Source organism: Rosettibacter firmus (genome assembly GCF_036860695.1).
Taxonomy (GTDB): Bacteria; Bacteroidota; Ignavibacteria; order Ignavibacteriales; family Melioribacteraceae; genus Rosettibacter; species Rosettibacter firmus.
The window spans coordinates 226,118-248,587 of record NZ_JAYKGJ010000002.1; the positions used below are offsets into that span (position 1 = coordinate 226,118).

The following is a 22,470-nucleotide window of genomic DNA, read 5'->3' on the forward strand; positions in this document are numbered from 1 at the left end:
ATATTTTTTATAATCACGATAAAGAATTTTAAGGAGAACTTAAATGGCAAGTGAATGGGAATTAAAAAAATTAATTGTAGAAATTGGTAAAAGAATCTGGACAAGAGGATTTGTAGCAGCTAACGATGGAAATATTACAGTTAAATTAAATGATAACGAAATCCTTACTACTCCGACAGGTGTAAGTAAAGGTTTTATGACAACAGAAATGATAATAAAAATTGATAATACAGGAAAAGTTATTTCCAGTAGTTCGAACTATAAACCTTCAAGCGAAATTAAAATGCATCTCGAAGTTTATAAAGAAAGACCAGATATTAAAGCTGTAGTTCATGCACATCCACAATATGCTACAAGTTTTGCAGTAGCAGGTATCCCGCTAAATAAATGTGTTTTACCAGAAGCAGTTATAGTAATTGGTGCAGTTCCAATTGCAAAATATGGTCTTCCATCAACAATGGAAATTCCTGAATCAATTCGAGAACATATACAAACATCAGATGTTGTTCTACTTGAAAATCATGGTGCATTATCATTGGGTACGGATTTATTAAATGCATATTATAAAATGGAAACTTTAGAACATACAGCTAGTATTGTGTGGAAAGCAATTCAATTAGGTAATTTAAATGTTTTGCCAGAATATGAACGAGATCGATTATTAAGCTTAAGAGAAAAATTTAAACTCAGTGGAAGAGTAGCAAGTTGTGATGTTACACCATTTAATTTAAATCCTAAAAGTCAGTCACAGCAGGATAAAGATTTAGATGAATTGATAAAAGAAGTAACAGAAAAAGTTATAAATAAATTAAAATCACAGGGTGAGAAATAATAATGAAAATATTAATTGCCAATCCCGGCAGTACTTCTTATAAGTGTAAATTGTTTGATGATAATTTTAAAATTATTTATCAAGCATCTGTTGAAAGAATAGGGGATAAAGAAAGTATTTTTACTTATAGATTTAATGGCAATGATAAAGTTGTAGAAACGAAAGAAATTAAAAATTATTATGATGCAATTAATCTAACACTTGAAACATTAAAAAATGTTTATCCCTTCAATGATATTTCTGCAGTAGGCTTTAAAACTGTTCTTGCTAAAGGTGTTACTGGATGTGTTAGATTAGATGATAATGTTATTAATGCAATGAAAGAGTATCGATTTCTTGCTCCTTTGCATACCGACGTGTACATAACAGCAATTGAAATTTTTCAAAAGTTATTGAAGACAATTCCTTTAATTGGATTATTTGAAACTCATTTTCATAAAAATATTCCTCCCGAAGCATATCTCTATGGTATCCCTTATGAATATTATGAAAAATATGGAATTAGAAAATATGGTTTTCATGGTGCATCACATAGATATATTGGGAAAAGAGCCAATGAGTTGTTTGGCAGCAATAAAATTATTTCATGTCATTTAGGTGGAAGTTCTTCAGTATGTGCAATTAAAGATGGCTGGTCAATTGATACTTCAATGGGAATGAGTCCACAATCAGGTTTATTAAATGCAAAAAGAACAGGTGATATAGATCCATTTGCATTACTGTATTTAATGGAGAAAGAAAAATTATCGATAAATCAGGTTTCAGAAATTTTGATGTCAAAAAGTGGTTTGTATGGAATTTCAGGTTTTAGTGGCGATTTTAGAGATATTGAAAAAAGTATGAACGAAGGGAATGAAAGAGCAAGATTAGCATTCAAAACATTTGCTTATTATGTTAAAAGATATATAGGTGAATACATTGCTATTTTAAATGGAGCAGATTGCATTGTATTTACAGGTGGAGCTGGACAAAATTCTCCTGCACTACGAAAAGAAATAATTTCTAATATGGAAAATATCGGAATTTTTCTTGATGATAATGAAAATGCTAAAAATCCACAGGAAGGACTCATATCGCACTCATCTTCTAAAATTAAAATAGCAGTAATTCCAACAAACGAAGAGTTGATAGTTGCAAGCGAAATAAAAAATTATTTGAGTAACAACATAAATGAGTAATCATTCAGATATATTAAATCAATTTATAAAAGAAGCTGAAGCTGCAAGTGCAATTGTAACTAATTTATCAAACGAGAAATCAAAATTTTCAGAAGTAATTTTGAATATATTAAAAGATGAAGATGATGTTTTAATCTCTGTAGAAAATGAATTGTATGAAGATTTATTTAGTGCTTTGATTCCTAAAAAGAATTTTATTTTAAATCCCACCGATGACCAATTGAAATCTGTAAGAACTGGTATAACATCAGCTTTTTGTGGAATTGCATCAACGGGCTCTATTTGTATTTCAACTAAAAATCATTTAGCTAATTATATAAGTATGCTGTGTAGAAATCATATTGTAATAATTAAAAATACAAACATTATTCCTGGTATCGATTATCTTTTTAATAATGAATTATTTGATAAAAAAATTACAAGTAGTTGTTCAATTATAACTGGTAGCAGTGCTACTGCAGATATGGGTCCTCTTGTAAGAGGAGTTCATGGACCTGGAATTTTGCATATAATTATAATATAAAAATGAAAGATTATTTTATTCATCCCCGAGAAGTTGCTGATAAATCTTCCAAAGAAAATTTATTCAAAGCTATTGAAATGGCTTTGAATATTGAGAGCGATGCAATCAGGAGAAATACTCAATCTTTTAATAGCAAAAGATATTTAGCAATTAAAAAAATAAGTGATTACGAAGAACTTAAAACAAAAGCAAGACAGATTAAAGAATGGTCTATTGAACACTCGCAGGAATTATTGCAAACATTAAAGAATGTTATAGAATCAAGAGGTGGAAAAGTTTTTATTGCAAAAAATCCAGATGAAGCTACAGAATTTATCAAAGATATTTGTTTGAAGCATAATGCAAAATTAATTGTTAAATCAAAATCAATTACATCAGAAGAAATTGGATTAAACTCAGTTTTAGAAAAAAGTAATATTGAAGTAGCTGAGACAGATTTAGCAGAATTTATTCTTCAAGTATCAAAGGAACAACCTTCGCATATTGTTGCTCCAGCAATCCATAGATCAAGAGAACGCATTTCTGAATTATTTAAAAACCATTTTGTTACAGATAAACCATTAAACACAGGAGAAGAATTAACTCAATTTGCTCGTGATATTTTAAGAAACAAATTTTTATCTGCTGATATAGGTATTTCTGGAGCTAATCTTATTGCAGCAGAAGAAGGAGCAATTTTATTAGTAGAAAGTGAAGGGAACATCAGGCTAACTACACAACTTCCTGCTGTTCATATTGCTATTGCTGGTATTGAAAAAATAATTAAAAGTAAAAAAGATTTTGGTGTTTTTATTCAACTTCTGGCAGCAAGCGGAACGGGACAATTATTAACAAGTTACACAAATATATTAGAACCGCCAATTGATTTACCACTTAGAAATTTTAATGGAAGGAATGATGTAAAAAGAGAATTTTATTTGGTATTAATTGATAATGGTAGAACAGATTTAATGAAAGATGAAGAATTAAAAGAAGCTTTATATTGCATAAGATGCAGTGCATGTATGAATGTGTGTGCTAATTTTCAAACTGTTGGTGGACATGCTTTTGGTGGAGAAGTTTATACTGGTGGTATTGGTGCTGCATGGACTTATCTTACAACACACAACCTGGAAAAAGCCAGATTTGCTGAATTGTGCACGGGTTGTAGCAGATGCATTCCAAATTGTCCAGTGAAAATAGATATTCCAAAATTAAATTCAATAATAAAAGATAGATTATATAAAAAGAATCTCTTCTCTTTACAAAAATTTTTCTTTGCTAATTATTCATATCTTGCTAAGATTGCATCAATAGCACCTTCATTCATAAATCGTATTATCAATTTGAATTTGATAAAAAATTTAATAACCGATTTAATGAATTTAGCAAAGGAAAGAACTATCCCACAATTTTCAAAAAATACCTTCAGTGAATTATTCAAAAGAAGAATAAATGTTCATGCAATAATTGATCATCCTGAACTCAAATCAAAAAAGATAATAGTTTTTGCTGATGTTTATACTAACTATAACAATCCACAAGTTGGATTAGAGACTTGTGAATTATTAGAAAAATTAGGATTGAATCCTGTGATAAGCAAAGTAATGGATGACGGTCGAGCTTCTTATTCACAGGGTCTAATTAAACTTACAGAAAAATTTGCATCGAGAACATCGCAGTATCTAAAGAAATTAATTGATGAAGGTTATGATATTCTTTTTATAGAACCAAGTGTTTTAACAATGATAAAATATGATTATAAAAAATTTATAAAAGATGATAACTTGTTTGGTCTAATTAATTCCAGATGCTATGACATTTTTGAATATCTTAATATGTTAATTGATAGAAGAGAAATCTTGGTAGAGCAAATTCAAAATCATATTGTAATAAATAAGAAAAAAATATTTTATCATGAACACTGTCAAATGAGATCATTATACGAGAAAAGTTCGGTAATAGAATTTTTTAATAGAACTGGTATTAATATGCAGATCTCTACTCAGGAATGTTGTGGAATGGCAGGAAGTTTTGGATATAAAAAACATTTTTATGATATAAGTAAGAATTTAGGATTGCAATTAATTGACCAGCTAAAACTTCATTATAATAATTTAGATGATGTTGTTATACTTGCAAATGGAATTTCGTGCAGAGAACAATTAAGTAGTTTCAGTAAAGTGAAAGATGTATATCATCCAGTTGTATTTTTAAACAGAATACTTAAAGTGTAGACTCGATTTTTTTAGTTCATGACTAAAAAAATAACTTGACATAATTTATTTTAAATAATATATTGTAATCGATTGCGAAAACCTTTAAGATTTTGACATAGAGCTAAAGAAAAAGCTCTTTTTTAATCCATAAAAACTTAAAGGTTTTCGAAAACCATTACGGATATTAAGTATGGTTTTATTAAAAACAATCCCATGTAAGTGACGTGGCGGAGCTGTATCTAATCATTCATTTTTACACATTTCTTGAATTTAATGTATCAAAATTATAATATTGACATACCTGATAACATAATTTAAAAACTGTGAATAATAGAAAAAGGAAAGTAACATTAAAAGACATTGCTCGTGAATTATCTCTCACGCCAGCAACAGTTTCTAAAGCACTTCGTGATTTTAATGATATCTCTGAAGAGACAAAGTTACGTGTCAAAGAAAAATGTAAAGAAATGGGTTATCGCCCAAATATTTTAGCACGCTCTTTAATCACTAATAAAAGTAAAATTTTAGGAGTTTTAATTCCAGACTTAAGGATTTCATTCTTTTCAGAGGCTGTAAGAGGTATGTACGAAGAAGCAAGCAATAAAGGTTATGAATGTTTATTGATGGTGCATGATGAAGATAGCATAAAAGAAAGAAAAAAAATTGAATTTTTATCTGATATTGGTGTAGATGGACTTTTACTTAATGCAGCTGGTGGAGATGAAAATTATCAATTATATAAAAATTTAGATGAAGAAGGAATTAAAATTGTTTGCTGGGATCGAAAAATTGATGAACTGCCCTTCATTTCAGTTAAAATTGATGATGTTGATGCTGCTTACGAATTAACTTCCGAAATGATTAAAGAGGGTAGAAGAAATATTCTGTTCCTTGGACCAAATACTCTTATACCTGTCTGTAGAGATAGATTTATTGGTTATCAAAAAGCATTAAAAGATTTTGGCATTGAATTTAATCCTGACCTTGTATTGCAAACCTTCAGAAGTATTGAAGATAGTTATAAAAAAATGACTGACTTGCTTGAATCTGGAATTAAAATAGATGCAGTAATTAGTATTGGTGGTCTTATAACTTATGGTGCAGGAAAAGCTATACTTGATAAAAACTTATCCATACCAGATGATATTTTACTTGGTGAATTTGGTGATAATACAATTGTAGCAAGATTAGGTGTTCCATATTATACTGTTGATCAGAATCCTTACTTAATTGGTAAGACAGCCACTGATATGTTAATTGATATTTTAGAAAATAAAAAAAGTTACGAAGATTTTTCTGATGTGTTTGTTCAATATAAAATAGTTAAAAGATAATTCCTTTACTGATTTTCTTTTCTCATACTTCTTATAATATTCCCACTCTCGATAAATTAAGAATTTTTAATATATATAAATTCTTCATATCTACTAAAGTTTGATAAAAATTGACTGTCGAAATATTAAACTAATAAATTCAGTCATAAATTTTTTAGCTTTATCAATGTCTATCCTCTCCAGATTAATTAATTTCACCTATAGTTATGATTTTATTGTCTAACTTTAATTTTATTCAATAAATAAGTGGTCAATTTATGGAAGAAAAAAAATTTATTGCTTTTGATTTAGGTGCAGAAAGTGGTCGATGTATGGTGGGGGTATTAGCCAACGAAAAGTTATCCCTGCATGAAATACATCGATTTGAAACACCTAATATTAAATTAAATAATGGATTTCACTGGGATATTCTTGCAATCTATAAAGAAATTTTAGAAGGATTAAAAAAAGCAAAAAAATATTTTAGTAATGATTTTGTAAGTATTGGAATTGATACATGGGGAGTAGATTATGTTCTTCTTGATCCAGATGATAGAATACTTGGTTATCCATATCATTATCGAGACGTTCGAACAGATAATATGATGGAAGAAGCATTTAAGATTGTTACAAAAGAAGAAATATATCAGAATGCCGGGATACAGTTTTTACAAATTAATACTTTATATCAATTGCTTTCAGAGAAAAAGAGAAAATTAAATTTGCTAAATGTTGCCGATAAAATTTTATTCGTACCAGATTTTCTAAATTTTTTATTGTCAGGTAAAAAATTATCAGAATATTCTATTGCATCTACTTCAAGTCTTGTTGATCCTTTCCAGAGAAATTGGTCATGGAAACTAATCGATGCTTTTGGATTACCAAAAAAAATATTTCCTGAAATTGTAGAACCTGGTACTGTATTAGGAAATATTTTACCTTCGGTTGCACAGGCTACAGATTTAAGTAAAGATATTTCAATTATTGCTACAACATGTCACGATACTGCTTCGGCTGTAGTATCTGTACCTGCATTAGACAACGACTGGGCTTATTTAAGTTCTGGCACATGGTCATTAATGGGTATTGAAGTTCATAATCCAATCACAACTCAAGAAGCATTGATTAATAATTTTACAAATGAAGGTGGTTTTGAAAATACTATTCGGTTTCTTAAAAATATAATTGGATTATGGCCTATTCAAGAATGTAGAAGATACTGGACTGAAAAATTAAATAGCAACTTCAATTATTCCGAATTAATTTCAATGGCAAGAGAAAATGGTCCAGCAAATTCCTGGGTTGATTTAAACGATCCACGATTTCTAAAAGCAGGGGAAATGCCAGAAAAAGTTATAGCTTACTTAAATGAAACTGAGCAAGAAATTAAAACAGATTTTGGATTTATAATTAGAGTTATTATAGAAAGCTTAGCTTTTTCTTATAGAGATACTTTTAGAAAAATTGAATCTATAACAGGTAAAAAATTGAAAAGACTCCATATTGTTGGTGGTGGTATTCAAAATGAACTTCTAACTCAATTAACAGCTGATGCTTTGAATTGTGAAGTAGTTGCAGGTCCAGTTGAAGGAGCAGTAATAGGAAATATTGGTGTACAGGCTATTTCAAAAGGCATAATAAAAAATCTTAGTGAGTGGAGAAAGTTAGTAGCAAATTCATTTGAGCTGAAAGTTTATAAACCACAACATACAGACTACTTTGATGAAAATGAACACAAATACAATAATATTTTGAAACACAAAAACTAATTATTTTAAAATCTTGAACAGCGTTATTAAAATACCAAATAATCTTTCACTGATAGAATTTCTTCTGATTGCCAATCATTATGAACATATTTAGAGAAATTTGTTTACTGTTAGATTGTAAAGAATTAATGTCAAACATTAATCAATTTTTTATTCCCAATTAGCAAGTAAAATTATGTTATCACATAAGTGTTATTCCTTAAATTTCTTTACTCCTATTTCCATTCCCTGAGGTTTTAATTATCTAAAGATTTTTTTTCTCTTTAATGTATTATCAATTTAGAAGTTTTGATTAATCAAATTACATTAATATCTAAAAGGGGGGAAAGCCTATGAAAATAACTAAAATGATTTTGGTCTACATGATTTTGTTTCTTATATCAATGAATTTTAGTGTTTATGGACAGCAATCTGGCAAAGTAAGAGGCAAAGTTTTTGACAAAGGTACTCGGGAAGTATTACCCGGAGCTAATATATTGCTTGAAGGAACTAGTTTCGGTGCAGCAACATCGCAGGATGGTGAGTTTTATATTCCAAGTGTTCCGCCGGGCAATTATAATATGATTGTAAAATATATTGGTTACAAAGATAAAATTATTCCTATAACAGTTAGACCAAGAATGACTGTTGAAGTTGATGTAGAGCTTGAATATGTAGCATTGGAAACTGGAGAAATAATTATAACTGCACAGGCAGAAGGACAAATGGAAGCCATTAACCAGCAATTATCTTCAAATACAATAAAGAATATTGTATCGTCAGATAGAATAAAAGATATTCCAGATGTTAATGCTGCAGAATCTGTAGCCAGACTTCCTGGAATCTCTCTGATTAGAAGTGGTGGTGAAGGACAAAAAGTAACAATACGTGGCCTTTCTCCTAAATATAATGTAATGATGGTTAATGGTGTTCGAATGCAATCAACAGACCGTGACGATCGAAGTGTTGACTTAAACATGATTGCACCTAATATACTCTCTGGTATTGAAGTAACAAAAGTATTAACTGCAGATATGGATGCAGATGCTGTTGGTGGAGTTGTAAATCTCAGAATTAGTAAAGCCAGAGAAGGACTGCATAGTAATTTTTCTATCCAGGATAGTTATGCATCATTGGCTAATACTCAACCTTTTGGAAATTATAGAATTACAGGTCTTGTTAGTAATCGTTATTTTGATGGAAAGTTAGGAGTTCAAATTTCTGGTTATCTGGATAAATTCAATAGAAATTCTGATGAGTTAACTGCTTCTTATTTTACAAACGAAGAAGATGTAAGAATAAATGGGATGCTTCCTACATATCTGGCAAGTGTTACAATAAATGATCTCGTAAGAGATAGAAGAAGAGCAGGTGGTAGTCTTGTGTTTGACTATCAATTTTCCAGTGGTTCATTAATTCTTAATAATTTTATTGGAAGTCTAAATGAACATCAAATTGAACAGCAAAATTATTATTCTACTGATTATGACTGGAGAGGATTTGCAGCAGAAAGAGAATTTACAAATACAGTGATTAGTAACGCATTACAGGGTGAATTTGAAATCTTACATAATGTTAAAATGGATTTTTCAATTTCAAATTCAATTACCAAACAACGTAATCCTGGTGACTTAAGAATGGACGTAAGAACAAGATCAGGTGGTGTACAGGGATGGACTAGTCCAGTTACCAATCAAAGAAATATGACACCAAGTACATTCTTAAATTCAGTTACAGTATTAGAAAAAGATAAAATTGTAACTGGTACATCTACACTTATGAGAGATGTAGATGAATCAGCACAATCAGCATTAATGAATTTTAATGTACCTTTTAACTTTACGAAATATCTTTCAGGAAATTTAAAATTTGGTGGTAAGTATGAACGTAATACAAGAGCTAATGATGAAACCATGTGGTATATAGATACTGATAGAGGTGGACTTGCAGGGGATTTTAACACGCTTTTAAGAGATTCAATATGGAAGGATCTTGGAATTACTAAGCAAGATAATGGATTAAGAGCTGCTTTATTTGCTGATCCCGATTATGATATTGGTAGTTTTCTCTCAGGTAAAGAAGGAGTGGGGGCTAATGTATTCTATAATAAAATATCTATCTGGAAAATGCATCATATGGAAGAGTTAGCAAAACAATATGGATATTATCTTCCTTCTCCACTCGAATCAACTCAATATGACTATAATTATGTAAGAAATTTTGGTGCTTTTTATATTATGGCTGAATTTAATTTAGGTAGGTATGTAACATTTTTGCCAGGAATTAGATTTGAAAAATTTGGATTCGATTACGAAGCTGATTCTACTTATGTTTTTGGAAGATTAACAACTCCAGGTGAATATTATTATGATCATAAAAAAGTTCGCTGGGATTCAACAAAAGGTGAAAATTGGTTCCCTCAGATTCAATTGCGTATTAAACCAACAAATTGGTTAGACATTCGTTTAGCAAGTACAAAGAGTATAATTTATCCAGACTATCGTGCTGTTTCACCATATCTTTATGTTGATACTTATAGTGCTCCTACATTAAGTCTGGGCAATCCTTACTTAAAACCTGCTCTAACTCAAAATTATGATGTTTATGCTTCAATTTATGAAAACCATATTGGGCTATTTACAGCTGGATTCTTTTATAAAGAAATAGACAATTTAATTGTACCTATAAGATATTATACTAAAGATGCATCTAAAATTAATTATCGATACAAATTAACTCAGGCAATGTATACAACAATAAATACTTGGACTAATCTAAAGGAAACCTCTTATGTTAGAGGAATTGAGTTAGATTGGCAAACTAACTTTTGGTACTTACCATCTTTCCTTCATGGTATTGTACTTAATATTAATTATACTCACATAAATTCTATTACACGTTATCCATATTTCAAAAGTGTGGCAATTGGAACAGGTCCTTTTAAAAAGTATAATTATATAGATACAACCAGAACTGGTAGATTAGTAAATCAACCAAATGATATTTTGAATTTAACAATAGGTTTTGATATAGGTGGTTTCTCTGCACGTTTATCTTTCTTATATCAGGATAATGTTTTAAGAAGTGCAGACCCGGTTTATCAAGAACTCGATTCATATACTGCTGCATATAAAAGGTGGGACTTTACAGCTTATCAAAAACTTCCATGGCTTAAAGGCCTTCAATTATTCCTTAATATAAATAATATTACAAACACACCGGATCGTCGTTATAGTAGTGTACTTAAAAAATTATCTGGTGTTGAGTACTATGGCACTACCGCAGATCTTGGTATACGCTATTCATTTTAATTAATTCAATTCACTAAATGAGATTCATACCTTTATTCAGTATAAAACAAATCACAAATAACTAATCCTAACAAAACAAATGAGGAGGGAACAATGAAACATGCAATACTCTTAGCAGCATTTTTTATGGTGTTAGCACCCATTATTTGGGCTCAAGAGATGGTACTTGACCCAAATCAATATGTTAATGCACAAATAGCTGCAGATACCTTACCGGATGGTTCACAAGCACATAAAGTTTACAAAGTAGAAAGTGGTAAATTTTATGCTTTTGATGGTTCTCTTGAAGTTGATTTCGATTTAGTAATCGAAGGACCTTACAATGGCTGGATTCTTAATGATCCCAATCCACCTGTATTTTTACAAACCCCTTCAAGTTCAGGTGCTGCAAGAGATATGTTCAATCTTAGGGCTGGAGGAAGTATAACTCTTAAAAATATTCTTCTAAGTGGACTTCATGGAAATGATGTTAATATTTCATCGTTTGTACGTAATTATGGTGGTTATAAAATAGTCTGGGATAATTGTGCTTTTACTGATTATGTAGACCATTGCAGTAGAACAACTGCTCCAACCGAAGAAATCACAATTACAAACTGTGTGTTTATCAATGGTGTTAGAAGAAGTAGCTCTCCTTTTGGTGGAATGCCAATACGAATAGATGCTGCATGCAAAAAATTTACTTTTGAGAATAACACTTCTGTTAATCAAGCCAGAGAATTTGGTAATGGTGGAAATTTCTTTACATCAAAAATGTATGTACTACACAATACTTATGTAAATATGCAAATTAATGCTCATGAACTACACTGGTATGAAGCTATACAGGCAAATAATATATTCTATAACTGGAGCTGGCGAGGTCGTATGCCAAACACGAATGGCTATGAGAGTTATTTTACTACATGGGAATATTTTTCACAAGTAAAGGAAAAACTCGATTCAATTTCTTTGTATCATGGTTTTAATGCAATGTATTTAGACCCAAGATTCCTGGAATTTTATAAAACAAGATTTGCCGATACATTAAAACAATGTTTATTGTGGAATCTGGATGTCGACTCAACAATATTAGCAGATAATAATTTTAGAATTGGTAAAAACTATTGGCAAATCGATCCTAAATTTATTCAACCACCAAATAACTTGGATAGTATGTTAGCATGGCTCGAATATCATTGGTTTAAAGGTCCAGTTTACCGTGATTGGCGTATAGATCCACCCGTAATTTATGATGCAAATGGACAACCAATTTTACGCTGGCCTCCAAAATTTAATTTGAAATATACTAATGATACTTTATTAACAGGCGGTACAGATGGATTGCCACTTGGTGATTTAAACTGGTTCCCGGATAAAAAAGCTATTTACCTTGCCAATAGAGAACAAATCATTGCAGCATTACGAGATTCAATGACTAATGCTAAGTATGTTTATATCCCGGGTGATAGTGCATCAGCATTGATTACCTGGAAAAACTATACCTCTGTTGAAGCTTATAATTCTGGAGTTCCAACTCAATATTACTTGAGTAATAATTATCCTAACCCATTTAACCCAACTACAAAATTTGAATTTGGTTTACCTGAACAGTCAACGGTTACAATTACTATTTATAATATATTGGGACAAAAAATTTTAGAAACAACCGAAAAGAATCTGGCTGCAGGAGTTTATTCATTTGATTTTGATGCTTCTAACTTAAGCAGCGGAATTTATATTTATAACATTAAAGCAGCTGGTGTAAACGGGAAAAATTATGTTGCTTCTAAAAAGATGATTTTAATGAAATAATTATCATTATGTGAGTGGTCAACCAGAATTAAGTTCTTGGTTGGCCACTTTTTTTATTCCAGAATTTTTATTAAGTAAATTTATTTATCATGATAAAACTTAGAATTCATTTACTAATTTTATTTTTTATTCTTATAAGCATTAACACTAATGCTCAAAGATTTATTCCTATCTGGAATAACAATATGCCTAATAGTAAAGGTATTACAATCAAAGATAGTATTGCAAATGAACGTATTTACAAAGTTGGAACACCGGGTATTTATGAATTTAAGGTACCAGCTTCTGTTAATAAACAGGCTGCAGTTCTTATTATACCAGGAGGTGGATATGTTAGATTAGCTTATGAAGTTGGTGGATTTCAACTGGCTAAATGGCTTAATACATTAGGGATAAATGCTTTTGTATTAATTCATAGACTACCACAATCACCTGATGTAATAGAAAGTTTTAAAGCACCATTACAGGATGCGCAAAGAGCAATTAGATTTATTCGTGCTCATGCAAATGAATATAATATTGATACTAATAAAATAGGTGTAATGGGAGGTTCTGCGGGTGGACATTTAGCTGCCTGTATTTCTACTATTAAGGACGATTGGTCAAAAGGGAATGACTCTCTTGATGCATATTCTTTTAGACCGAACTTTACAATTTTAATTTCTCCTGTAATTACTATGGAATTACCATATGCACATAAAGGGAGTAGAGATAATTTACTGGGTGACAATCCATCCGAATCATTAGTAAAAAAATTTTCATGCGAACAACAAGTTGATTCAACAACACCACCTGCTTTTCTTGTTCATGCTATGGATGATTCTGGAGTCAATTGCTTAAATAGTATTTTTTATTTCACTGCTTTAAAGAAAAATGGAAAAGAAAATAAATCTTCTCTTCATATATATTCCGGGGGTAAACATAATATTGGCTTAAGAGATAATCCTCCTTCTACAAATACATGGAGTACATTAGCAGAATTGTGGCTTAAAGAAATTTCAATCATACCCTGAATGTTTATCCACTAAAATTTACATCGTCTTCCAATTAATTAGCATATTTTTTATTAAAATTTTTTGAGGGATAAGTTATGAAACGAGCAATGATATTATTTATAGCTATCATTATTTTATTTGGAAATAAAAGCTGGTCTCAAATTCAACAAATTGAAAGATTAAATAGAGGGTTAGTTGCAGTTCCTGCAAAACAGAAAGGAATATTTTTAAGCTGGCGCTTGCTTGTATCTGATCAATCTAATGTGAAGTTTAATGTTTATCGTAATAATGCAAAAATAAATGATGAACCAATTCTAAATTCAACTAATTATATTGATACTGCAGGAACATTAAATGATAAATATTTTGTTGTCCCAATTGTAAATGGTGTTGAACTACAGGCTTCTGAAGAAGTTACTCCCTGGGCACAAATTTATAAAACTATTCCATTACAAAGACCTGCAGGAGGACAAACTCCCGATGGAGTTAGTTATACTTATAGTCCAAATGATGCAAGTGCAGCTGATTTAGATGGTGATGGTGAATATGAAATTGTTCTCAAATGGGATCCTTCGAACTCGAAAGATAATTCACAAAGTGGTTATACTGGTAATGTATATCTTGATGGTCTTGAGCTTGATGGTACATTGCTTTGGCGAATTGATTTAGGTAAGAATATTAGAGCTGGTGCTCACTATACACAATTTATGGTTTATGATCTGGATGGAGATGGACGTGCTGAAGTTATTTGTAAAACAGCAGATGGAACTGTTGATGGTAAAGGTAACGTGATTGGCAATGCTAATGCAGATTATAGAAACTCAAGTGGATATATTCTTTCAGGTCCAGAATATTTGACAGTTTTTGATGGATTAACAGGAGAAGCTTTATTTACAACAGATTACTTACCACCACGTGGTAATGTTAGTGCATGGGGCGATTCTTATGGTAATAGGGTAGATCGTTTTTTAGCATGTGTTGCTTACCTTGATGGTGAACATCCAAGTGTTGTTATGTGTCGTGGCTATTACACAAGAACTGTTCTTGTTGCCTGGGATTGGAAAGATAATCAATTAAAATTAAGATGGATATTTGATACAGACAAAGGATATTCTGATTATACTGGTCAGGGAAATCATAATTTAAGTGTAGCTGATCTTGATGGCGATGGTAAAGATGAAATTGTTTATGGTGCAATGGCAGTAGATGATGATGGCAAGGGTCTATGGAACTCTAAGTTAGGTCATGGTGATGCGTTACATGTATCCGATATTGATCCTGATCGTCCTGGATTGGAAGTCTGGGGCATACATGAAAAAGCTGCAGTAGGTTCAGCCTTATTGGACGGAAAAACTGGTGAGGTTATCTGGGGAACTGGACCCGGAGATGTTGGACGTGGTGTTGCAGCTAATCTTGTTGATGATTATGAAGGTATGGAATGCTGGGGTGGAACTGATGGTTTACGAAGTGCTAAAAATGTAAGAGTTGGTCCTAATCCTCCTTCTTCAAATTTTGTAATCTGGTGGGATGGCGATCCCGAAAGAGAATTATTAGATAATATTTATATTCAAAAATATAATGGTAGTACTAATCCAATTTTATTATCAGCACAAGGGTGTGCATCTAATAATGGAACTAAAGCAACTCCTACTTTACAGGCTGATTTATTTGGAGACTGGAGAGAAGAAGTAATCTGGCGAACAAGTGATAATTCTTCACTCAGAATTTATACAACAAATATTGAAACTCCATATCGTTTAATCACTCTTATGCAGGATAGACAATATCGTCTTGCTATTGCATGGCAGAATGTTGGATATAATCAACCACCTCATCCAAGATTTTTTATTGGTAAAAATACATTTATTCCTGATAGTCTCAAACCACCAGCAACTCCAAAGAACCTTAGAGGAACTTTTTCAGGAGATACTGTGATTATTCAATGGGATGCAAATACTGAAACAGATTTAGCTGGTTATATTCTTTATCGTGGAACTTCTCAAAATAATTTTACTGATTCTATTAATGTTGGAAATAATACTTCTTATATCGACACAAATGTTTCACTTGATGTAACTTACTATTATGCTGTAGTTGCTTATGACATTGATGGTAACAAATCTGATTTATCGAATATAATTGAAATAACTCCAACAGTTAGACCTGAGCCACCTGCTAATATTTCTTATCGATATGATTCGAATTCGATATTTTTAATCTGGGATATCAAGAATAACGAGAATATTATAAAGACCAATATATATCGTTCTGAAAAGGAAGATATGTCTTCAGCTCAAATTTTTTCTGTGGATAAAACTCTCAATACATTTATAGATAAGAATCTAACTACTGGAAAAACTTATTATTATACACTTACTGTTACAGACACTAGACAGGTAGAATCTCTACATTCAAAAGTTTTGAGTATTACACCAAACAATTCTTTCACATTTCAGGCTGAAGATGCTAACATAATCGGGACAGTTTTTCTTGATAATAATCATATAGGTTTTAATGGTACTGGATTTACAAATTTTGATGCTAACAATAGTGCAGTTGAATTTACTTATATGCCAGGTTTTGGTGGTGGGCAAAAAATGCTTTACTACAGATATGCTCTTGGTAATGTTGATAGAACTGGTAGTTTAATTGTTAATGGAGAGTCTAAGAGTTTAACCATGAAAGGAACTGGTGCATGGACTAATTATGTAATTGACAGTGTTGTTGTAAGTCTTAATGAAGGATTTAATAACACTATTCGTTTTTCTGCAACTGGTTCAGATTTTGGTAATCTTGATGAAATTACTATTTCATCTAAATCAGTAACAGCTATTGAGACTTTAATAAATTTACCTACTGAATATCAACTTTATCAAAATTATCCGAACCCATTTAATCCTTCTACAATTATTCAATATGAATTACCTGAAGCATCGAGTGTAACATTGACGATTTATAATTCTCTTGGTCAGGAAATAATTAAATTAGTTAATAACGAATTTCAATCAGCAGGTTTCTATTCAGTAAAGTGGAATGCTAAGGATATGAATGGGAAATCAGTTGCTTCTGGAATCTATTTTTATAGTTTGAAAGCTGGTAATAATATTTTGATTAAGAAAATGATATTACTCAGATAAAAAATTTTGAACAGTTGCTTATTAAATTAAATATCAAACTTTGCTGAATGTGATGCAGAATTAAATTTTATAGATAATTTTTGTAATTGTTGTATTCCTTATAAATTGTTAGGAAATTCCTGGTAATTATTTATAAAGGTATATCAAAATGAAGAAAGCCTTAATCTACAGTTCCATTATTTTGTTAGTATTATTTACAGTAACAAGTAATGCTGGTTTAATGAAGAATCATGGAGAATTAACAGTTTCATTAAATCCAAAAAATTCGTTTGTTTCTTTTCGAATTCATAATTCATATGGTTATGATGTTTTAATTGAATCAGTTGATACGATTGGAAGTATTGGATATGTATTAAATGAAAAAATTAATTGGTTGAAAGGAATTCCAGAAGTAACACAAATTTCAGAAAGCAAATCATTATATAAATGGAAAGGTAACGAATTAATAATTGTTCTCGAAACAGAAAAAGTAAATAACGATTTAGTTTTTAATCTTAGGTTGGAAAATAGTAGCTTAAATCCATCTGGTTGGGTGATAAATACAAAAGTAAATTCTGATGAATATTTTTCTGGTATATTCGAACGAGTAGTTGATGGAGATCAGAGTAAATCATGGGAAAAAGGAATTAAAGAAGGACTTAATTTAAGGGGACAGAGAATTGAAGTTAAATTAAAACCAACTGTTTCGGCTTATGCTCCTTTTTATATTTCTTCTGGGAATTATGCATTTTTCATTCATGGCACATGGCCTGGTGTTGTAGATTTCTGTAAAAATCGAGAAGATATGGTTCAAATATTCTTTGAAGGTCCTGAACTTTCGTTTACTTTAATGATGGATAAAAATCCAGCTGAATTAGTAAAAAGACATGCACTACTTACCGGACCATCTTTTGTTCCACCAAAATGGGCTTTTGGACCATGGCGATGGAGAGATGAACATTTCAATAATGAAAAATACTATGATGGTAGTAAAGTTAATGCTCCATATAATTCACAGATAGTCGAAGAAATTCTTTTAATGCAGGCATATGATATTCCCTGTACAGCATACTGGATTGATAGACCTTGGGGACCAGGAATTGATGGATATGATGATTTTGAATTTGATTATAAAAGATTGCCTAACTTTGAAAAGATGATAAAATGGCTCGAATCAAAAAATATCAAAACAATGTTATGGATTGGACCACATGTAATGGGCAAAATGGCAGATACTGCCGAAGCAAGAGGATATGATTTAAAAAGTAGAACCAGAAAAAATTTACGTCAGATTAAAATTGATTTTACTAATCCCGATGCATGTAAATGGTGGGGAGAACTTGGACCTGCCAAGTTAGCAAAACTGGGTATAAAAGGTTTTAAACTTGATCGTGCTGATGGTGAAAAACTTTTGGATTCACTTAATCTCAAAACTTTTATTGGTACAACTTACCGTGAAAATTATAATGACTATCCACGTCAATATGTTAAAGCAACTTATGATGCAATAAAACCTGTACTTGGTAATGATTTTATTTTATTTCCAAGAGCTCAATATACAGGTTGTGCTAAATATGGAGGTATGTGGGCTGGCGATACTGGAAATCCACCAGAAGGACTTCGTTCTGTAATTATTGGAGCTCAAAGATGTGCAATTATGGGTTATCCAATCTGGGGTTCAGATACAGGAGGATATCCAAGAAAAATTAATCGTGAAGTTACTAAAAGATGGTTAGGATTTTCTTGTTTCTCTCCAATTATGGAAGTTGGTCCAACCAACAATAGAGTTTTCTGGGATATGGATTATGAACCATCATTCGATCATGAATTACTTGCCGTCTGGAGATTTTATGCAAAATTAAGAATGTATCTAATCGATTATATTTATCACTTTGCAGAAGTTGCAAGTAAAACTGGTATGCCGATTATTAGACCATTGTTTCTCGAATATCCTGAACGAAAAGAATGCTGGGATGATTGGACAACTTATAAATTTGGTGATGATCTTTTAGTCTCAATTATTTGGGAAGAAGGAAAAACTAAGAAATCTTTATACCTCCCAGCAGGCGAAGTATGGATTGATATCTGGGATAATAAAGAATATAAAGGTGGACAATATATTGAAGTAGATGCTCCAGATTATAAAACTCCAGTTTTTCTACGTAAAGGTTCCAGTTTGATATTACCTGATTTAAATAAATTATATCAAGAGTCAGTCGAAAAAACTTCAATCAAATACAATATTAACGAATTAGAAGCAAAAGAAAATTGGTAAAATATTTCCTTCTCTTTGAATTATAATCATACCATTGATTCTTACTCACTTAAGCTGAATGTTTATTTATGTTGAATAAATATTTATCAAATAAAAATCAAAATATCATTTTTAGGAGTTGATTTAATTGTTAATACTCATTAAAAACAATATTATGAAAAAAATAATTACATTTTTGTTTATTGGTTTTATAACGCTCAATAATATATATTCACAAATTTTTGTTGCTCCAGATGGTAACGATTCAAATCCCGGGACAATAGATAAACCACTCGGAACACTTCAGAAAGCTCAAGAACTTGCAAAACCTGGTGATACTGTTTATATAAGAGGTGGCATTTATAAAATTCGACCGAATCAAATTTCGAGAGTGGTTTCAAATTTATTTGCCTGTGTAACTTATTTAGATAAAAATGGTATTGAAGGAAAAACAATAAAATACTGGGCTTATCCTGGCGAAACCCCAGTATTTGATTTTTCTGATTTTAAACCACCAAATCAAAGAGTTGTTGGAATTTATGTTATTGGGAATTACATTCATTTGAAAGGCTTGGAAATGACTGGCATTCAGGTTACAATTACTTCACATACAGAATCATATTGTATTTACAGTAGAGGCAGTCATAACATTTTTGAGCAAATTAGTATGCATGATAATATTGGAACTGGATTAAGACATTATAAAGGTGGTTACAATTTATTTTTGAATTGCGATGCATATAGAAACTGGGATAATGTTTCTGAAGATAAACTTGGTTCAAACACTGATGGTTTTGGATGCCATCCCGATGCTGGAGGTAAAGGAAATATTTTTAAAGGTTGTCGTGCATGGTTTAATAGTGATGATGGTTTTGATATAATAAGAGCTAAAGAATCTGTCGTTTTTGATAGTTGCTGGTCGTTTTACAATGGTTATTCTACATCATTTCAAAGCCTGGGAGATGGTAATGGTTTTAAAGCTGGAGGATTCGCACACGATACTGCAGATAAAATTCCTTCTCCAGTTCCAAAACATACAATTAAATTTTGTATAGCTGTGGGAAATAAAGCAAATGGATTTTATTCTAATCATCACCTGGAAGGTAATGAATGGTATAATAACACAGCTTACCAGAACGATATTAATTTTAATATGGTGAATCGAGAAAGTGCTCAAATAGATAATATCTGGTTTAATGGATATAATCATGTTTTAAAGAATAATCTAAGTTACAAACCAAGAAATACAGATACTGCTTATATTGATAATAAAAAAAATACACTTTCACATAATTCATTTGATCTTGGATTAAAAATTACAGATGATGATTTTGTTAGTCTTGATGTTTCTCAATTAACATCACCACGAAAACAAGATGGCAGTTTACCTGATATTGATTTTATGCGTCCAGTTAAAGGTAGTAGTTTAATTGATGCAGGAGTAGATTTAGGTTTTGAATTTTATGGTATAGCACCAGATCTTGGAGCTTTAGAATCGAAAGAGGTAACAGATATAAAAAATTATGAAAATAAAATTCCAGATGAGTTTGAATTATATCAGAATTATCCAAATCCTTTTAATGATGCTACAAACATAATTTTTAATATTCCTTATTCAACACATGTAAAGATTTTAATTTATAATTCATTGGGACAGGCAGTATATACGCTCTTGGATGAATTTAAAGATAAAGGTAGTTATACAGTTCACTTTAATGGAAATCATTTGCCAAGTGGTGTTTATTTTTGTAAAGTTGCTGCAGGCAGAAGTTCTAAAGTAAAACAGATGGTTTTATTGAAATGAAAATACAACAACTAAGATTTATTTTTATTTTCTAATTTTAAATCTACAGATGATTGAATTATTAAATGAAACATAGCATATAATTAATGTAATGAGTAAACAAAAGATTTCTAATTTAATTTTGAGAAAATTAATTCACTTTCAATTAACTCTAAGTTACAGAAATTTAATTTTTCTTCTGCTTTTATTTGGTAGTATATCCTGCAAAGAAGATTATGGAAGAAAAATTCAATTCTTGGAAACAGGTTCTTTAAAACCAATGCCAGACGTATGGATTGATAATGTTACTGGTCATAGAGTTATTCGTCTTATTCCAGGTAATGGAGATAATAGAAGTTTTTATTTTCATAATAATCCTTTTGTCCCTTCTGATGGGAAAAACAACGATAAAATGATTTTTTATAGAAAAGTAAATAATAACTATCAATTATTTTCAATAGACCTTAAAACAAGAGAGATTGAACAACTTACGTTTAAGAATAATGTAAGAGGAGAAATAGTTGGTAAAAAAATTAGAAGAGTTTTTTATCAATGTGGTGATAGTGTTTTTTCTACAGGGATTGAAGATCACATTACAAAGTTAATTTATGTTTTCCCGAAAGGCATAGTTGGAACTATATCTACATTAAATGCTGATGAAACTCTATTAGCTGGTGCTTTAATAACAAAAGATGAACTTGAAATATTAAATAAATATTCGAATAAAGCTGATTATTTTGAACGTATATTCGAAGCAAAATTACCACGCACACTTTTTACGATTAATATTAAAACTGGTGAATTCAAAAAAATATATACAGAAAATGCATGGCTTAATCACATACAATTTTCTCCTGTCGATCCAGAATTATTGATGTTCTGTCACGAAGGTCCATGGCATAAAGTTGATAGAATTTGGTTGATGAACATAAATGATGCTAAACCCAAATTAATGCACAAAAGGACTATCGAAAGAGAAATAGCTGGACATGAATTTTTTAGTCCAGATGGTGAAAATATATGGTATGATTTACAAATACCGAGAGGTGAAACATTTTATCTTGCATCAGTAAATATTAAGAGTGATAAAAGCATTAAATATGGTTTAAAAAGAGATGAATGGTCAATTCATTTTAATATTTCTCCCGATCAAAAATTATTTGCTGGAGATGGAGGAGATTCTGGACAGGTGGCAAAAGCTAAAAATGGTATGTGGATTTATCTTTATAAACCAGTTGGCGATAGTTTAAGATCAGAAAAATTGGTAAATATGAAACATCATGATTATAAATTAGAACCCAATGTTCATTTCTCACCAGATGGTAAGTTTGTAATATTTAGAGCAAACTTCGAAGGTCATCCAGATATTTACGCTGTTGAAATAAAAAAGTATAAAAATTAATTCTGGGATTTAATCTACATATA

General features: G+C 30.8%; 13 protein-coding genes. All 13 read left to right on the forward strand.

Annotated features, from left to right (window positions below; translation table 11 throughout):
* Nucleotides 1-43 precede the first annotated feature (43 nt).
* Entirely contained in the window at nucleotides 44-832 is a 789-nt protein-coding gene (locus VJY38_RS07905; RefSeq protein ID WP_353680147.1) for a class II aldolase/adducin family protein, read from the forward strand.
* Between the two features lie 2 nt (nucleotides 833-834).
* Nucleotides 835-2,010, forward strand: coding sequence for an acetate/propionate family kinase (locus tag VJY38_RS07910; protein ID WP_353680148.1), 1,176 nt, complete (start codon nucleotides 835-837; stop codon nucleotides 2,008-2,010).
* Entirely contained in the window at nucleotides 2,003-2,533 is a 531-nt protein-coding gene (locus tag VJY38_RS07915; RefSeq protein ID WP_353680149.1) for an LUD domain-containing protein, read from the forward strand. The genes VJY38_RS07910 and VJY38_RS07915 overlap by 8 nt, the downstream gene beginning before the upstream one ends.
* A gap of 2 nt (nucleotides 2,534-2,535) precedes the next feature.
* Nucleotides 2,536-4,749 (forward strand): LUD domain-containing protein, encoded by a 2,214-nt coding sequence (locus VJY38_RS07920; RefSeq protein ID WP_353680150.1) that lies wholly within the window; start codon nucleotides 2,536-2,538, stop codon nucleotides 4,747-4,749.
* 305 nt (nucleotides 4,750-5,054) lie between these two features.
* The gene (locus VJY38_RS07925) at nucleotides 5,055-6,065 is read left to right on the forward strand and encodes a LacI family DNA-binding transcriptional regulator (RefSeq protein ID WP_353680151.1); all 1,011 of its coding nucleotides are present in this window, start codon (nucleotides 5,055-5,057) and stop codon (nucleotides 6,063-6,065) included.
* Nucleotides 6,066-6,322: 257 nt separating this feature from the next.
* Nucleotides 6,323-7,813: a rhamnulokinase gene (locus VJY38_RS07930; protein WP_353680152.1), complete on the forward strand. Its 1,491-nt coding sequence runs from the start codon at nucleotides 6,323-6,325 to the stop codon at nucleotides 7,811-7,813.
* Nucleotides 7,814-8,145: 332 nt separating this feature from the next.
* Nucleotides 8,146-11,103: a TonB-dependent receptor gene (locus VJY38_RS07935; protein WP_353680153.1), complete on the forward strand. Its 2,958-nt coding sequence runs from the start codon at nucleotides 8,146-8,148 to the stop codon at nucleotides 11,101-11,103.
* A 93-nt stretch (nucleotides 11,104-11,196) separates the two neighbouring features.
* The gene (locus VJY38_RS07940; RefSeq protein WP_353680154.1) at nucleotides 11,197-12,897 is read left to right on the forward strand and encodes a T9SS type A sorting domain-containing protein; all 1,701 of its coding nucleotides are present in this window, start codon (nucleotides 11,197-11,199) and stop codon (nucleotides 12,895-12,897) included.
* A 185-nt stretch (nucleotides 12,898-13,082) separates the two neighbouring features.
* The gene (locus VJY38_RS07945) at nucleotides 13,083-13,910 is read left to right on the forward strand and encodes an alpha/beta hydrolase (protein ID WP_353680155.1); all 828 of its coding nucleotides are present in this window, start codon (nucleotides 13,083-13,085) and stop codon (nucleotides 13,908-13,910) included.
* A gap of 77 nt (nucleotides 13,911-13,987) precedes the next feature.
* Entirely contained in the window at nucleotides 13,988-17,029 is a 3,042-nt protein-coding gene (locus VJY38_RS07950; protein ID WP_434968562.1) for a rhamnogalacturonan lyase family protein, read from the forward strand.
* Between the two features lie 148 nt (nucleotides 17,030-17,177).
* Nucleotides 17,178-19,283, forward strand: a complete 2,106-nt coding sequence (locus VJY38_RS07955) for a TIM-barrel domain-containing protein (RefSeq protein ID WP_353680156.1) — start codon at nucleotides 17,178-17,180, stop codon at nucleotides 19,281-19,283.
* Between the two features lie 154 nt (nucleotides 19,284-19,437).
* Nucleotides 19,438-21,066 (forward strand): right-handed parallel beta-helix repeat-containing protein, encoded by a 1,629-nt coding sequence (locus tag VJY38_RS07960; protein ID WP_353680157.1) that lies wholly within the window; start codon nucleotides 19,438-19,440, stop codon nucleotides 21,064-21,066.
* Nucleotides 21,067-21,157: 91 nt separating this feature from the next.
* Nucleotides 21,158-22,447, forward strand: a complete 1,290-nt coding sequence (locus VJY38_RS07965; RefSeq protein ID WP_353680158.1) for an oligogalacturonate lyase family protein — start codon at nucleotides 21,158-21,160, stop codon at nucleotides 22,445-22,447.
* Nucleotides 22,448-22,470: the final 23 nt, after the last annotated feature.

Excerpts from the sequence above, each read along its gene's own strand:
- VJY38_RS07940 (WP_353680154.1), top strand. The coding sequence starts at position 11,197 with ATGAAACATGCAATACTCTTAGCAGCATTTTTTATGGTGTTAGCACCC.
- VJY38_RS07905 (WP_353680147.1), top strand. The coding sequence starts at position 44 with ATGGCAAGTGAATGGGAATTAAAAAAATTAATTGTAGAAATTGGTAAA.
- VJY38_RS07955 (WP_353680156.1), top strand. The coding sequence starts at position 17,178 with ATGAAGAAAGCCTTAATCTACAGTTCCATTATTTTGTTAGTATTATTT.
- VJY38_RS07950 (WP_434968562.1), top strand. The coding sequence starts at position 13,988 with ATGAAACGAGCAATGATATTATTTATAGCTATCATTATTTTATTTGGA.
- VJY38_RS07910 (WP_353680148.1), top strand. The coding sequence starts at position 835 with ATGAAAATATTAATTGCCAATCCCGGCAGTACTTCTTATAAGTGTAAA.
- VJY38_RS07920 (WP_353680150.1), top strand. The coding sequence starts at position 2,536 with ATGAAAGATTATTTTATTCATCCCCGAGAAGTTGCTGATAAATCTTCC.
- VJY38_RS07945 (WP_353680155.1), top strand. The coding sequence starts at position 13,083 with ATGCCTAATAGTAAAGGTATTACAATCAAAGATAGTATTGCAAATGAA.
- VJY38_RS07915 (WP_353680149.1), top strand. The coding sequence starts at position 2,003 with ATGAGTAATCATTCAGATATATTAAATCAATTTATAAAAGAAGCTGAA.
- VJY38_RS07935 (WP_353680153.1), top strand. The coding sequence starts at position 8,146 with ATGAAAATAACTAAAATGATTTTGGTCTACATGATTTTGTTTCTTATA.
- VJY38_RS07965 (WP_353680158.1), top strand. The coding sequence starts at position 21,158 with ATGAGTAAACAAAAGATTTCTAATTTAATTTTGAGAAAATTAATTCAC.
- VJY38_RS07960 (WP_353680157.1), top strand. The coding sequence starts at position 19,438 with ATGAAAAAAATAATTACATTTTTGTTTATTGGTTTTATAACGCTCAAT.
- VJY38_RS07930 (WP_353680152.1), top strand. The coding sequence starts at position 6,323 with ATGGAAGAAAAAAAATTTATTGCTTTTGATTTAGGTGCAGAAAGTGGT.